Below are 14,412 nucleotides of genomic sequence, written 5' to 3' on the forward strand. Positions count from 1 at the left end.
GGCGCCTATGGCGCCACGTCGTCCGCGCTGAGCCGACGCAACCTGGCCGCCACGAGGGTGACATTCGCCCGCGTGGCCGCGAGCTCACCGGCAACCGTGGGCGGCAGCATCGCTTCCGCCCGTGCGCGCAGGTCACTGGACTGGTCCAGGCGCGCGCCATCCAGCACCCGTGCACGTTCGCCGGCGATCGCCAGTTCGTCCGGCTGTGGCAATCCGTAGCCGGGCACCTGCGCCAGCAGCACGGCAGGACGTACCAGCATGCCCTCGGCGGCGAGGACGTCCTCGGCGAGGCCACGGGTCGCGACCGCGTGCGCGTCATCGGCACGCAGCAGGCGTCGCTTCAGCGCATCACGTGCGCGCACTTCCGCGCGGCGCAGTGCCGCTTCCTCCAGCACCAGCAGTGCCGCCGTGGCGCGGAGGTCGCCATGTTGCAGCCACGGTGCACGCACGGGTGCCTCCAGTTCCAGCCAGCCGCGGGCGTCCGGTGCGGGCATGGCGAGTGCAGCGGCGGCCACGTCGAACAGCGCGTCGTAATGGGCGTCGGCTGCGGGGAAGTGATAGCCGAGGCGGACGGCGGTTTCCATGTCAGTCAGTACCGAAGCGTCGACGATGCCGCGGCGTTCGAGCTTGCGCCGCAGCCCGTTCGGAGTGATCGCCGCCAGCCGCGCGGACGCCAGCCGCGGCACCGCGTCATGCAGCAGCTTGAAGGTCTCGCTGGCGCAGTTGTTGCCAAGGAAGCTGTAGCGCCCGTCGTAGGTCCAGTGCAGCTGCGAGGCGCGTTCGAGCAGTGCCGCGATGTCGGCAGGTTGCAGTTTCAACGGCACCGAGCGCAGGCCGCGCAGTTCGACCCGGGTGTATTCCTCGACCACCTGCGACAGCGGCAGCACGAAAAGCCGAGACGGATAGCGCCCGGTCAGCCCGCGCCAGCTGGAAATCTGCACGTCGTCGACGAAGGCGCGGAACGACAGCACGCGGTGGTGGTCGAGATCGAAGCGGCAGTCCGGGCCAGCCACGCGCTCCGGCGCGCAGACCACCAGTCGCAGCATGCTGTGGCCCCAGCGGCTCATCGGCGCGCGGGTGGGTTCGGCGAACAGGTACTCGACCGCATGCACGCGCGCGGGGTCGAGTGACTCGAGCGGGGAGCGGCCGGCGCCGTCGCCGGGAGACACGAAGGGCAGGGCGTCCGCACAGGGCTGTGCCGGGGGATCCGCACCTTCGCTGCCGAGCCGTGCGGTGAAATGGCGATGCAGTGCCGGACGCCGGCAGCGGTAGTGCGGGTCGAGCAGGAAATGCCCGAGATTGACCGCGACGAACTCCGCCGGGCTGTGCAGTTCGTACGGATCCGGACTGCGATCGCGCAGCGGATTGTCGGCGTTGCGCAGGCCGAAGCGGCGCGGCCGCACCTGCCAGCCGGCGAGGTCGAGCAGCCGTGGCTCGCGCGACAGGCCCAGGCGGCCATCCAGCACATGGGCGAGTTCGTGCACCAGCGCCGCCAGCGCCGGATCGGGGCCGTCATCGCCAGGCGGCGCGATGACGAGGTGACGTGGCAACTGGATGTCACGCCCACGCTGTCGGCCCTGCACGTGCGCAGGCAGCGTATCGACGATATGCAGTCGCAGCGGCGGTAGTTGCGCGTTCAATGCTGCAGGCAGCGTTGCCCCGGCACGCTGCAGCAGTGCGGCAGCCGCGGCATGTGCGGTGTTGTCGACGGGTGCCACGGTCACCGGCAGGACCGCGCCATTGGCGTTGGCGCCCGGCATCAACGAAAGCGCCAGCAGCCAGCCGGCGAGGCCGGCGCGGTGCGCGCCGTTCACAGCGCGAGGATGCTCCTCGCAAGCGCCAGGTCGCTGGCATTGCGTGCGGCACCGGACTGCTCGCGCAGGTGCCGCAGCGCCGCCTCGAGGCGCACGCCGCGGATGCGGCCCTCGGTGGCGACGAAGCTCGCCGCATCGCTGCGCGCTTCCAGCAGCACCTTGTCGTTGCCGGACGTGCTGCCGCTGGAGGCGGAGATACCGCCCGACGTGGCGCCGGCCGACGTGCCGGCGAAGCTCGATGCGACGGCAGGTGCAGCCATGGCGACAAGGAGGAGGGCGATCGCGGTGGAAGTACGGCGCATGGCGTGATCCGGAAGCATGGTGGACGGCAGGCGCCAGCCTAGCGCACGACGGCATCGGGCCCGATGGCCGCCGTCGCGGTTTCGCCGCGCGCAAGCCACGCAAGCACGCCTTCGGCAGCCACCACGCCGCTGGCGAAACAGGCGGTCAGCAGGTAGCCGCCGGTCGGTGCCTCCCAGTCCAGCATCTCGCCGGCCACGAACACGCCTGGCCGCGCCGGTGCCATCAGCGCGTCGTCCAGCGTCTCGAGGCGCACGCCGCCGGCGGTGCTGATCGCCTCGGCCACCGGGCGCGGGCGCAGCAGGCGCAATGGAAGCCGTTTGAGCAGCGTCGCCAGCGCACGCGGGTCATCCGGCAGTTCGCGGCCCGACACCTCGCGCAGCAGGCCGGCCTGCACGCCGGCGATGCCCGCGCTGCGGCGCAGGTGTTCACCGACACTGCGCTTGCCGCGGGGTCGTCCGAGGTCCGACGTCAGCCGTTCGACAGCGCGTCCCGGTACCAGATCCAGCCACAGCGTGGTCTCGCCATCGCGTTCGATCGCATCGCGCAGCCCGGCGGCGATGGCGTAGATCGCGCTGCCCTCGATGCCGGTCGCGGTGACCACGCATTCGCCCTGCAGCTGGTGCGGGCTGCCTTGCATGTCGTTCCACTGCAGCACCACGGGTTTGAGCGGCGCGCCGGCATGGCGTTCGGCGAAGTGCGCACTCCAGTCGATGTCGAAGCCGCAGTTGGCCGGCTGCAGCGGCGCGACCTCGATGCCGGCCTGCTGCAATGCGGGCACCCAGGCGCCGTCCGAACCGAGCTGCGGCCAGCTGGCGCCACCCAGCGCAAGGAGGGTGGCGCGTGCGTGCAGGCTGCGTGCGCCGTGCGGCGTGTCGAAACGCATCGCCCCGTCGTCGCCCCAGCCCAGCCAGCGATGCTGCACATGGAAGCGCACGCCGGCTTCGCGCAACCGCCGCACCCAGCCGCGCAGCAGTGGCGCGGCCTTGAGGTCGGCGGGAAACACCCGCCCGGAACTTCCGACAAAGGTCTCGACGCCGTGGCCGCGGGCCCAGTCCCGCAACGCCTGGGCATCGAAGCGCCGCAACCAGCCGGCGACGGCCGCGCTGCGAGCGCCGTAGCGGGCGACGAACGCATCGAACGGTTCGGAATGGGTAAGGTTGAGCCCGCCCTTGCCGGCGATCAGGAACTTGCGGCCCACCGACCCCTTCGCTTCGAACAGGTCGACGTCCATACCTGCGGCACGCAGGATCTCGGCGGCGATCAGGCCGGCGGGGCCGCCGCCGACGATGGCGACGCCGGGCACGGCGGACGGGTGGACCTCGGACATCGCGGAATTATCGGCGCGTGGCGCCGATCAGGACACCGGCACGTTGCGGTCGCGACGCTCGGCTTCGAGCGCATCCAGGTGTTCTGGCAACGTGCGTGCATGCGCAGCGGCCTCGCCGGCGGCCGCCGCGCGCAGCTGCGGCGAGCAGCGCAGCTGCAGTCCGGCTTCGCCTGCGGCATGGCGACGGGCGATATGCCGCAGCATCGCCAGCACCATGGCGGCGCTGTCGGTGCGCGCGGCGGTGCGGCCGTCGAGCAGCAACAGCCATTCGCCATCGCGCAGTGCGGCGGCCGCGATGGTCTCGCCTCCAGGCTCGGCCAGGCGCGCCTGCAGGCGCAGCGGATCACCCAGGCGGCGGATCGGTCGCGCGGGTTCATCCTTGCGTCTGGCGTCGCGACGCGCCTTGGAAAATCGGGACATGCAGGTGGATCCGCTGTCGGCGCCTCGTGGCCGGCACCCATCGTAACGGGGTGGTGACAGCGCCGCAGCTGAACGTCCGGTGCGCGCGTCGTTGCCGGCCTCACCTGCGGCCCCATATCGTGGGTTTCCGACCAATGCGGAGGCTGGGACATGGCAACCGGATGGGCCAATGAAGGCGCGGTGCAGGAGCAGATCGACGCCACCGTCGAGGATGCGATCAAGCGTGCCCGTAGCCAGCTGCGCAAGGGGCCGGGGCTGAGCCACTGCGAGGAATGCGAAGCGGAGATCCCGGAGGCGCGGCGCCAGGCCGTGCCCGGCGTGCGGCTGTGTGTGCGCTGCCAGGAAGCGGAAGACCGCGAGCAGCACGCCGCCAGCGGTTACAACCGCCGCGGCAGCAAGGACAGCCAGCTGCGCTAGCGCGCGGCCGGGGTCAATCGTCGAGGTCGAGAGCGCCACCGCGCACCGCGGCGACGCGGGTGTCGATGCGGTCCGCCTGCGCGCCGGGCAGGCGCGGCAGTGCCGGCGGCGGGCCGCGCCAGCGCCGCACGGTGCGCTGGAAGAACAGGTTGTTCGGCACCAGCAGGATGGTCCCCGCGCCCTCGGCGCCGGTCTCGTGCAGCGTGGTGTAGACGAGGTTGATGTCGACCACGCGGCCGCGCAGCCCGGGCTTCTCGCCGTTCTCCAGCAGTTCGACGTGGTCGAAGAGGCGGAACGGGCGGGTGGTGAAGATCAGGATCGTGCAGAAGATGTTCGACAGCACGCTCCACGCGGCGAAGAACGCCACCGCCGCCACCGCTGCGAAGCCGGTGAACGCCGTCCACAGCACCGTGCCGGACACGCCGAGCCGTTCCAGGATCAGCATGCTGGCGGCGGCGTAGATCACGAAGCCCAGCACCCGGCGGGTGCCGACGGCGAGTTCGACGGGCAGTTCGTAGCGTGCGTTGACGCGCAGCACGATGCGGTGGACCAGGCGCTGCAGCAGCCATGCCACCAGCACGACCAGGACCACCTGGGCAACCGGCACGATCAGCCCCAGCCACTCCACCAGCCAGGCAGGAAGTCTGTCGTGCATCCGTAGCGCTCCGTCATCGTGCAGGGGTCGCCATTGTAGGAGCCCTTGCGCAGGCAACCGCCGAACGTGCGTCTCAGGCGATGGGCGCAGCACTTGCCGGCGACATGCGCACGCAGCCGCGGCCCTGCGCCTTGGCGACGTAAAGCGCGCTGTCGGCGGCGGCGAGCAGGCCGTCGACCCCCTGGTTGTCGGGCACTCCCGCGTGGATGCCGATGCTTGCGGACAGCATGATCTCGCGTGACTCGAAGAGGCACGGCGTGGACGCCAGCGCGGTGCAAACCGCGTGCCCCACCGCGGTCGCGGCGGCGGCATCGTGGCCGGGCAGCGCGGCCACGAACTCCTCGCCGCCGAAGCGCGCCAGCAGCGCGTCGTGCTGGCGCAGCACGCGGCCGATGCGACGCGCCGCAATGCGCAGGCATTCGTCGCCACCGAGATGGCCGTGGCGGTCGTTGATCGCCTTGAAGTGGTCCAGGTCGATCATCAGCACCGCCAGCGGGCGCTGTTCGTCGGCGGCGTGCCGCACCAGCACGGCGAACTCCTCGCGGAACCAGGTGCGGTTGTAGAGGCCGGTGAGGCCGTCGCGGCGGCTGGAATCGCGCAGCCGCGCGTGGGCTTCCTCGAGCTGGGTCAATGCGCCGCGCAGCTCCTGCGTGCGTTGCGCGACCTTGCCTTCCAGCCGTGCGGTGGCCTCGGCGACGATGCGCTCGTTCTCGTTGCGCAGCGAGGCGTAGCGATATCCGAGCGCGACCGAAAGCAGCAGCATTTCCAGCGCCGAACCGATCTGCACGCCGTATCCGGTGGCGAGGTTCTTCGGCAGCAGGCCGAAGGCGAGCAGGGTGAACGCCGCGGTGCCGGCGAGGAAGGCCAGCCAGGCCAGCAACAGCAGCTTGGCGGGCGCATAGCCCTGGCGCACGACATGGATCGTCGCCAGCAGGATCCACGCCACGCCCACCAGCACCGCGCCCGACGCCACCGGCGTCGCGGTCCGGTAGGGCATCCAGATCGAGGCGATGCCGAACGCGATGAAGAAGCCGATCATGCCCAGGCTGATCGCGTTGCCCAGGGACCAGCGCCGCGGCAGTTCGAGGAAGTGGCGCGCGAACTGCTGCATGGCCACCAGTGCGAGGCAGATCGACATCGGCACCGCGCGGTCGGCCAGCCACGGCGAATCCGGCCACAGGTACTCGAAGCCGAAGCCGTTGAGGGTGAACAGCACCAGCCCGAACGCGCAGATGTGGAACAGGTACCAGAAGTAGCTGGCGTCGCGCAGCGACAGCCACAGCACCAGGTTGTAGACGAACAGCGCGAGGATGATCCCGTAGTAGAGCCCGATCACCAGCAAGGAATCACGCGCGTGCCCGGCATAGGCCACCGGCGTGTACAGCACCAGCGGTACCTGCAGCGAGCTCTGGCTCTCGATGCGCAACAGCAGTTCCACCGGCTCGCCGACGGGCAGGCTGATGCGGAAATTCGGATGGCGGTCGCGCACCGCGCGTGACGCGAACGGCAGGTGATCGCCGCCGGCGTGGTGCAGCGTGGTTCCGTCTGCATGCACCACGTAGAGGTCCAGCCGGTCGCTGAGCGGATATTCCTGCACCAGCAGCCAGTCGCGTTCGCGCGCGTTGCGGTTGACCACGACGGCGTGGAACCAGTGCGCGCCGGGCTGGAAGCCGAGCGCGGTGCGGCCATCGGGCAGCGGCTCGAAGCCGCCAGCGCGTGCCAGTCGCAAGGCCTCGCCGGGCTCGATGTCGCCGGCGGTGTCGTGCAGCAGCTGGAGATGCGGCGCGAGGCTTGCGCGGGTTGTCGCGGCGTCGATGAGGGCCTGGGCGGACGGCGCGGCAGCGCATGTCGGTGCCGGCAGCAGGCAGGACAGCGCGAGCAGTGCAGCAGCAGTGCCCGTCCGTGCAGCAGCCAAACCGGTCCCAGAGCCATTGCGGTCCTCGCGTGGCATTCCCCGCGCACAGGGTACGCCTGCGCGGTGCAGGATCAACGCCGGTTGCGCGATCGCTGCGGACCGACCGGACGGCGGGGTCAGCAGCTTTCGTCGACCGCGTGCGGTCATCGTGCGATCGCATAATGCATGCCCGTTCCGCCGACCCGAACCGCGATGCGCACACCGATCCTGCTCGCCCTCCTGCTGTCCACTGCGTGCGGCACCGTCGCCGCAAGTTGCCGGGTCGGTCGCGTCGTCGACACCGGTGGCGAGGGAATTGCTTCCATCCGGGTCTCGGATGGTCGGCAACTCGTCGCAACCGGTGTCGATGGCCGCTTCGCGTTCGCCGCGCCACCGCAGGCGCCGGTGTTCGTGATCAAGCCGGCCGGCCATGCGGTTCCTGCGGGGAGCAACGGCCTGCCCGACTTCTGGCGACGGCCGGATGCCGCTGACTGCACGTTCGTGCTGCGGGCGGAACCGGTCACCCGCGATGCGCTGGAGGTGCTGGTGTTCTCCGACCCGCAGACCAGCGACCTGCGCGAGGTCGGCTACTACCGTGACGACGTGGTCGCGCCCCTGGCCGGGCGCCACACCGCCGCGCTGGGCGTCACCCTGGGCGATGTCGCCAACGACGACCTGACGCTCTATCCGGCGATCAACGCGGTCACCGCGCGACTCGGCGTACCGTGGCTGCACGTGGCCGGCAACCACGACCTCGATGCGGGGACGGACGCGACCTCGCTGCACAGCTTCCAGGCCATCTACGGCCCCGACACGTTCGCCTGGGAAGAACCCGAGGCGGTGTTCGTCGGCCTCGACAACGTGATCGCGCAGCCGGAGGGCCGGCCGGGCCATATCGGCGGCCTGCGCCCGGACCAGTTCGAGTTCCTCGAGGCCTACCTGCCGACCGTGGCGCACGATCGCCTGCTGGTGCTGTCGATGCACGTGCCGCTGTTCGACGCCCCGGCAGGGCGCGAAACCTTCCGCGCCGGCGATCGCCAGCGCCTGTACGGCCTGCTGGCCACGCATCCGCGCGTGCTGGTGCTGAGCGGCCACCGGCACACCCTGCAGCATGTCTTCCACAATGCGGCCGATGGCTGGCCCGGAAGGGAGCCCCTGCACGAGTTCAATGTCGGCGCGGTCAGCGGTGCGTTCTGGAGCGGGGCACCCGATGCCGCGGGGATTCCGGATGCGACGATGGCCGAGGGCACGCCCAATGGTCACGCCACGCTGGTGGTGCGCGCCGGTGGCGACTATGCGCTGGCCTGGCATCCGGCACGCCTGGATGCTGCCGACGATGCGACCACTGCGGCGATGGCGCTGCACGCACCACGCCGCCTGCGCCGCGGCGCCTATCCCGCCTGGGGCGTCTACGCCAACGTCTACATGGGGCTGCCGGAGACGCGGGTGGAGTTCCGCGTCGGCGGCGGTGACTGGCAGCCGATGCGACGCATCGAGGCGCCGGACCCGCGGCTCACCGCCGAGAACGCGCGTGATGACCTCGCCGATGCGCTGCGTGGGCGCGACCGCTCGCCGGAAGCGGTGCCATCGACCCATCTCTGGCGCGGCGCGCTGCCGACCGATCTTCCGGCCGGCATGCATCGCGTGGAGGTACGCGCCTTCGACCGCTGGCAGGGCAAACAACGCGCGAGCACGACGTACAGCCTGGAGGAGTGGGTCGACTGAGCCGCTCCATGTGCGGTGTCCTGGCGCCGGAGATCGGCCGTCGGGCGAACGGGGTGCGCTCCGCCGTTGCTGCGCGAGTCAGGAGTGCTTGGCGGAGCGCGCCCTGGCGCTGCTATGGATCGACCGGGGGCGCGGTGAACGGTACCGGCGGCCCGGGTTCCATCGTCGCCTGCCATTGCTGCAGGCGTCGGCTGATGTGCGAGCCGATGGAGATCTGCGGCAACGATGCTTCGAAGCCCGCTTCGCGTTCGCGGTCGGCGATGCCCCGGGTCGCAACGTCGTAGGCCCCGATGAAGTCGTGCGTGGCATTGAGGCCGTCCACCAGCCACGCACGGCCGAAATAGGTCAGGTCCGCTTCGGCGCCACAGCCGAACGATGGCCGGTCAGCGCTCGCCGCGGTGATCATCAGCGTGTCCGGCCCCTCCAGGTCGCGGATGAAGCCGCCCGAGAAGCACGCCGACACCACCAGCACGCGGTGACGGATGCCGGCGTCGTCGAGCGCCTCGCGCAGCTCCGCGGGGGTAATGCCCTCGTCGATCATCGGCGGCAGCACCGCGGCGAGTTCATGGTCCTCGCTGCCGTGGGTGGTGGCGAACAGCAGCAGGATGTCCTCGTCGGCATCCATCGCCCGACCCAGCCCGGCGAGGGCGTAACGCAGGCTGGCGCGGGTCGCCAGCGGGTGCGGCGCGTCCTCGCCCAGGCTGTCGGGATGGTTCACCAGCAGCAGCGTGCGCCCGCCGTTGCCCAGGCGCGTGGCGGCAACCTGCCGCAGGTGCATGACCTCGTTGCGGAACACGTCTTCCTGCCCGTCGCCGGCGAACCCGAGGACGTAGAGGTCGGTGATTCCCGGGCGCTGTGTCGGCAGTTCCGCCAGCGCCCGATCGATCATCTGCCGGTCGCGCGCATCCCAGCCGTCGTCCGCCGGCTGCGCGCAGGCCGGCAGGGCCAGCGCAGCGCCGAGCAGCAGGGCGGGCAGGCGCCAACGCCCGCGCACCGGCCGCATGCTCACCCGACGTCGATCCCGTCGAAACCTTCGACCCGGCGATGGCCGCCGGTGGCATCGCCGGTGCGCGGCTGCGGGTAGTCCTGGTGGCGGTCGAGCAGGACGGTCTGCAGGCCGGCCGCGCGCGCGGCGTCGAGCTCCTCCACCACGTCGGACAGGAACAGGATGCTGTCGGGCTGCGCGTCGAGCGACTGCGCGATGCGCGCATAGCTTGCGGCTTCGCGCTTGCCGCCGGTCTCGGTATCGAACCAGGCGGAGACCAACGCGCCGAGATCGCCGGCGTCGCTATGGCCGAAGAACAGCTGCTGTGCCGGGACCGAACCCGAGGAATACACGGCGATCCGATGACCGTCGGCATGCCAGCGGCGCAGCGCCTCGACGGCGTCGGGATAGACGTGCGCGGTGAAATCGCCGCTGCGGTAGCCCTCGGCCCACAACATGCCCTGCAGCGCCTTGAGCGCGGTGTGCTTGCGGTCGGCGTCGATCCATTCGCGCAGGATCGCCACCACCTCCTCGTCGCTGGCCACGCCCGCCTCGCCGGCGACGGCATCGACCCAGCGGCGTACCTCGCGGTCGTCGGCGTGCGCGGCAACGAAGGCCGGCAGGCGCTCGTGCGCGTACGGAAACAGCACGTCCTTGACGAAGGAGATGCTGCTGGTGGTGCCCTCGATGTCGGTGAGGATGGTGTGCGGAAGCGTGGCCATGGCTGGACTCAGTTCTGCCCGTAGCGCGGGAACTTCTGCGCGATGTCGGTGCCGGTGAAGTGGCCGATCCAGCCATCGGGCTGCTGGAAGAAGCGGATCGCGACGAAGTTCGGTTCCGGGCCCATGTCGAACCAGTGCGTGGTGCCGTCGGGCACGGCGATCAGGTCGTCCTTGACGCATTCGATCTCGTAGACGCGGTCGTCGACATGCAGGGTGAACAGGCCCGAGCCGGCGACGAAGAAACGCACTTCGTCTTCCTTGTGGAAGTGCTCGTCGAGGAACCTGGCGCGCATTTCCTCGCGCTTCGGGTTGTCGGGCGCGATGCTGATGACGTCGACGCTGTTGAAGCCGCGCTCGGCGACCAGGCGATCGATGTCGGCACGGTAGGCGGCGATGACTTCTTCCTGCGAGGCGCCGGGCGATACCGGCTGGCTCGCCTGCCAGCGCTCGAAGGTGACGCCGATGGTGGCGAGTTCGCGGGCGATCTCGTCGCCATCGTGGCTGGTCAGCAGCGGCACGTCGGGTGCGTCGTCGGAAAAGATGCGCAGTCGGCTCATGGGGGCTCCTTGGCTGCGGAGTGAGGGCCGCTCAGGTTAGCAACGCGATCCTGCATGGGTGTGCGGCCGGCGGAATACAAGGCCGCCGGCGCTGCAACGGGCAGACCCTGCGTTCAGCCGCGTACGCCCAGCCGTCGCAGGTCGAGTTCGCAACCGATCAGGAATTCGAACGCATCCAGGTGCCGGCGCGCCTCGGCCATGTCGCGGCCCCAGGCATACAGACCATGGCCGTCGATCAGATAGCCCCACATCGGCCCGTGGTCGAGCAGGGTGTCGACCTGCGCCGCCAGCGTCGGCATGTGCTGGCTGTTGGCCAGCACCGGCAGTTCGATCGCGGCTTCGTGGGTGGCGTTGCCGCGGAAGGCCTTCAGCAGCTCGTAGCCTTCCAGGCGCACGCGGCCTTCGCCTGCGAACAATCGCGAGGCCACGGTCTGGTTGTGCGAATGGGTGTGCAGCACGCAACCCACGTCGGCGTCGCGCCGGTACAGCTGGGTGTGCAACAGGGTCTCCGCCGAGGGGCGGTGGTCGCTGCCGACGGCGGTTCCATCGAGGTCCACCACCATGATGTCGGCTTCGGTGAGACGCCCCTTGTCGCGCCCGGACACGGTGATTGCCGCATGTGCGGCGTCCAGGCGACGCGAGAAATTGCTGCTGGTGGCCGGCGTCCACCCGAGCGCCGCGAGTTCACGGACATTGACGATGATCTCGCCAGCGGCATCGGCGAGCTGCTTGTGGTCGTACGGAACGGCGCTCATGGCAGGACTTCCTCGAACAGCCGTCACTATACCGTCGACCGCGGGGACTGGCGTGCGTGCCGTGGCCTGCCTAAGCTGCCCCGTCCCCGGGGGAGGTGTCCATGTCGTCGTCAACAGCAGCACCGCGTCGCAAGCTTCCGTTGCACTGGAAGATGCTCATCGGCTTCATCGCCGGCCTCGTCGCCGGTCTTGCGGCCTATCTCACCAGCGCGGATGCCGAGTGGGTGCAGGCGGTCACGCGTTACGTGACCACGCCGTTTTCGACCATCTTCCTCAATCTCATCTTCATGCTGATCGTGCCGCTGCTGTTCTCGGCGCTGGTGGCCGGCATCGCCGAGATGGGCGACGTGCGCTCGCTCGGGCGGATCGGCTGGAAGACGCTGGCCTACACGGTGGTGCTGTCCACGGTCGCGGTGGTGATCGGCCTGGTGGCCACCAACTGGCTGCGGCCCGGCGCCGGCGTGGACCCGGTACTGGCGAACTCACTGATCGCCGAGAACACCGAACGCACCCAGCAGATCGTCGCCAGCGTGGACGACACGCCGCGCGGCATGGACATGCTGCTGTCGATCGTGCCCAGCAACGTGATCGACGCCGCGTCCAGCAACGCCTCGATCCTCGCGCTGATGTTCTTCGCGGTGATGTTCGGCATCGGCATCGTGCTGACCGACCCGGAAAAGACCCTGCCGCTGCGGCGGGTGATCGATGCCGTGTTCGAGGTCTCGATGACGCTGATCGGCCTGGTCATCCGGCTGGCGCCATACGCGGTGTTCTGCTTCATGTTCAACCTGGCCGCGATCTTCGGCTTCGAGCTGCTGATCCGCCTGGGCGCGTTCGTCGGCGTGGTGGTGGGCGCGCTGGCGGTGCACATGTTCATCAGCTATTCGATCGCGCTGAAGCTTGCCGGGCATTCACCGCTGGCGTTCTTCCGCAACATCCAGGAAGCGATGCTGATGGCGTTCTCCACCGCGTCGAGCAACGCGACGCTGCCGACCGCGTTGCGGGTGGCGGAGGAGAACCTGCAGCTGCCGCCGCGGGTGTCGCGCTTCGTGCTCACGGTGGGCGCCACCGCCAACCAGAACGGCACCGCGCTCTTCGAGGGCGTGACCGTGCTGTTCCTGGCGCAGTTCTTCGGCGTCGACCTGACGCTGGGCCAGCAATTCATGGTGATGCTGGTGTGCATCCTCGGCGGCATCGGCACCGCCGGCGTGCCGTCCGGCTCGTTGCCGGTGATCGCGCTGATCTGCGCGATGGTCGGGGTCAACCCGATCGGCATCGGCCTCATCCTCGGCGTCAACCACTTCCTCGACATGTGCCGGACCACGCTCAACGTGACCGGCGATCTTGCCCTCGCGGCGATCGTGTCGAAGGGCGAACCGGTGGATGCGGGGCCGGTGTTGCCGGTGGAAGAGGGTGTGCGGCCCGCGTAGCGGAGCTGCTGGGGAGCCGGGGAGCTGCACCCCGATCGAGGTGCAGCTCCCTCCGGAGCGGCTGCTTCGCGGGCTACCGCGTGAAGCGAAAGAGCTGGGTCAAGCGCTCTCCGCGCCGCGCCGCGCGAAGCCGCGATACGCCGCCCAGGCGAGCAGGGCGATCACCAGCGAGCCGATCAGGGTGTCGACCGGGGTCGACCACACCAGCAGGCCACAGGCCACCAGCGCGCCCATCCCGAGCATGCGTTCGCGGCGGCCCGACGGGCGTTCGCGGGTACCCAGCAGCAAGGCAAGGCCGGCCGTGGCATAGGCCATCACCACCAGCATCACCACCATCTCGATGATGACCTCGAACTGCGCGCCGACCGTGGAGGCCATGGTCAGCACCGCGATCGCGCTCATCGACAGCGCGACGATGAAGAGGCCCCAGCCCGCGGAACCGTTCGAGCGCAGGCGGCCGAAGATCGCCGGCAGGTAACCGCGCTGGGCCGCGCGTGCACCGGTTTCGCCCGACACCAGCATCCAGCCGCCGAGCGTGCCGGTGGCCTTGATCGCCGCGGCCGCGGCAATCACCGGGATTGCCCAGGCGCCGAACATCTCGCCGGCCACCAGGGCGAACGGCGCACTGGAATCGGCCAGGACATGGGCCGGCACGATGCCCATCATCAGCACCGACGACACCAGGTAGACGGTGCCGGCGATGAGGATGCCGCCGATGGTCGCCCGGGGCACGTTGCGGTCGGGATCGTGGACCACGCCGGCGACCATCGCGCCGGTCTCCAGGCCGATGAACGCCCAGAAGATCGGCGCCAGCGAACCGAACACCACCGCCGCGTCCGATTGGCCCGACACGTTCCAGGCAGCGCGGTAGATCCCCTGGTCGAAGCTCGCCCAGCCGGCGATGAGCACGGCGGCCACCGGCAGCAGGCCGAACACCACGCAGAACGACTGGAAACGGGCGATCGGCCGCGGACCCATCATGTTGAGCGCGAACATCAGCCAGATCAGCAGCAGCTGTCCGCCGAGCCGCACGCCGTAGCCATCCTCGATCGGCAGCAGCAGGATCAGGTAGCCGAACGCGGCGACCGCGATCGCGTTGTTGCCGATCCACGACGACACCCAGTACAGCGTGCTGGTGAGGAAGCCGAAGTCACGCCCCAGCACCGGCCGCACGTAGTCGTCCGGCGAATTCATCTCCGGATACTGACGCGCCAGGCGGGCAAAGGCCGCGCCCAGCACCACCGCCAGGCAGGTCGCCAGCAGCCAGCTGAGCGCGGTGACCGCGCCGGAGCGCGCAAGCGTTGCCGGCAGCAGGAAGAACCCGGAGCCGATCATGTTGTTGGCGACCATGAAGGTCGCAAGCACAGGGCCGATCTTCTTGGCGGTGGAGACCGTGGACATCGCGCAT

Annotated in this window: 14 protein-coding genes; 3 read left to right on the forward strand and 11 right to left on the reverse strand. The window is 70.0% G+C overall.

The genetic code is table 11. The features are described from left to right. Positions 1–5 precede the first annotated feature (5 nt). The 4 genes from E5843_RS06600 to E5843_RS06615 are packed head-to-tail and all read right to left on the reverse strand — an operon-like array spanning position 6 to position 3,864. Positions 6–1,760: a DUF7844 domain-containing protein gene (locus E5843_RS06600; protein WP_136413057.1), complete on the reverse strand. Its 1,755-nt coding sequence runs from the start codon at positions 1,758–1,760 to the stop codon at positions 6–8. 50 nt (positions 1,761–1,810) lie between these two features. Beyond that, entirely contained in the window at positions 1,811–2,116 is a 306-nt protein-coding gene (locus E5843_RS06605; protein ID WP_136412198.1) for a DUF2388 domain-containing protein, read from the reverse strand. 38 nt (positions 2,117–2,154) lie between these two features. Further along, positions 2,155–3,444 carry a TIGR03862 family flavoprotein gene (locus tag E5843_RS06610; RefSeq protein WP_136412199.1) on the reverse strand — a complete coding sequence of 430 codons (1,290 nt, stop codon included), beginning with the start codon at positions 3,442–3,444 and terminating at the stop codon, positions 2,155–2,157. Positions 3,445–3,471: 27 nt separating this feature from the next. Further along, on the reverse strand, positions 3,472–3,864 hold the full coding sequence (locus tag E5843_RS06615) for a hypothetical protein (RefSeq protein WP_141065818.1): 393 nt from the start codon (positions 3,862–3,864) through the stop codon (positions 3,472–3,474). A gap of 150 nt (positions 3,865–4,014) precedes the next feature. Here E5843_RS06615 and E5843_RS06620 point away from each other — a divergent pair, with 150 nt between their 5' ends. Beyond that, a complete protein-coding gene (locus E5843_RS06620) occupies positions 4,015–4,281 on the forward strand; it encodes a DksA/TraR family C4-type zinc finger protein (RefSeq protein ID WP_136412201.1) in 267 nt (88 codons plus the stop codon). A gap of 13 nt (positions 4,282–4,294) precedes the next feature. Here the strand turns inward: E5843_RS06620 and E5843_RS06625 are convergent, their stop codons facing one another. Together E5843_RS06625 and E5843_RS06630 are read right to left on the reverse strand one after the other, a co-directional pair. Next, a complete protein-coding gene (locus tag E5843_RS06625; protein ID WP_134673259.1) occupies positions 4,295–4,936 on the reverse strand; it encodes a mechanosensitive ion channel family protein in 642 nt (213 codons plus the stop codon). A gap of 73 nt (positions 4,937–5,009) precedes the next feature. Then, entirely contained in the window at positions 5,010–6,851 is a 1,842-nt protein-coding gene (locus E5843_RS06630; RefSeq protein WP_166815935.1) for a sensor domain-containing diguanylate cyclase, read from the reverse strand. Positions 6,852–7,043: 192 nt separating this feature from the next. On the opposite strand from E5843_RS06630, the gene E5843_RS06635 reads away from it, so the two are divergent. Beyond that, on the forward strand, positions 7,044–8,555 hold the full coding sequence (locus tag E5843_RS06635; protein ID WP_244240853.1) for a calcineurin-like phosphoesterase C-terminal domain-containing protein: 1,512 nt from the start codon (positions 7,044–7,046) through the stop codon (positions 8,553–8,555). A gap of 112 nt (positions 8,556–8,667) precedes the next feature. On the opposite strand, the gene E5843_RS06640 is transcribed toward E5843_RS06635, so the two are convergent. From E5843_RS06640 to E5843_RS06655, 4 genes are all read right to left on the reverse strand, one after another. Further along, positions 8,668–9,558: a C13 family peptidase gene (locus E5843_RS06640; RefSeq protein ID WP_244240869.1), complete on the reverse strand. Its 891-nt coding sequence runs from the start codon at positions 9,556–9,558 to the stop codon at positions 8,668–8,670. A gap of 2 nt (positions 9,559–9,560) precedes the next feature. After that, positions 9,561–10,262, reverse strand: a complete 702-nt coding sequence (mtnC, locus tag E5843_RS06645; RefSeq protein ID WP_136412206.1) for an acireductone synthase — start codon at positions 10,260–10,262, stop codon at positions 9,561–9,563. A gap of 8 nt (positions 10,263–10,270) precedes the next feature. Beyond that, positions 10,271–10,819 carry a 1,2-dihydroxy-3-keto-5-methylthiopentene dioxygenase gene (locus tag E5843_RS06650; RefSeq protein ID WP_134673264.1) on the reverse strand — a complete coding sequence of 183 codons (549 nt, stop codon included), beginning with the start codon at positions 10,817–10,819 and terminating at the stop codon, positions 10,271–10,273. A gap of 113 nt (positions 10,820–10,932) precedes the next feature. Further along, a complete protein-coding gene (locus E5843_RS06655) occupies positions 10,933–11,574 on the reverse strand; it encodes a methylthioribulose 1-phosphate dehydratase (RefSeq protein ID WP_136412207.1) in 642 nt (213 codons plus the stop codon). A gap of 101 nt (positions 11,575–11,675) precedes the next feature. On the opposite strand from E5843_RS06655, the gene E5843_RS06660 reads away from it, so the two are divergent. After that, positions 11,676–13,004, forward strand: a complete 1,329-nt coding sequence (locus tag E5843_RS06660) for a dicarboxylate/amino acid:cation symporter (RefSeq protein WP_141065821.1) — start codon at positions 11,676–11,678, stop codon at positions 13,002–13,004. A gap of 99 nt (positions 13,005–13,103) precedes the next feature. Here the strand turns inward: E5843_RS06660 and E5843_RS06665 are convergent, their stop codons facing one another. Then, positions 13,104–14,405, reverse strand: coding sequence for an amino acid permease (locus E5843_RS06665; RefSeq protein ID WP_141065822.1), 1,302 nt, complete (start codon positions 14,403–14,405; stop codon positions 13,104–13,106). Positions 14,406–14,412: the final 7 nt, after the last annotated feature.

This window comes from Luteimonas yindakuii, assembly GCF_004803715.2.
GTDB classification, from domain to species: Bacteria; Pseudomonadota; Gammaproteobacteria; order Xanthomonadales; family Xanthomonadaceae; genus Luteimonas; species Luteimonas yindakuii.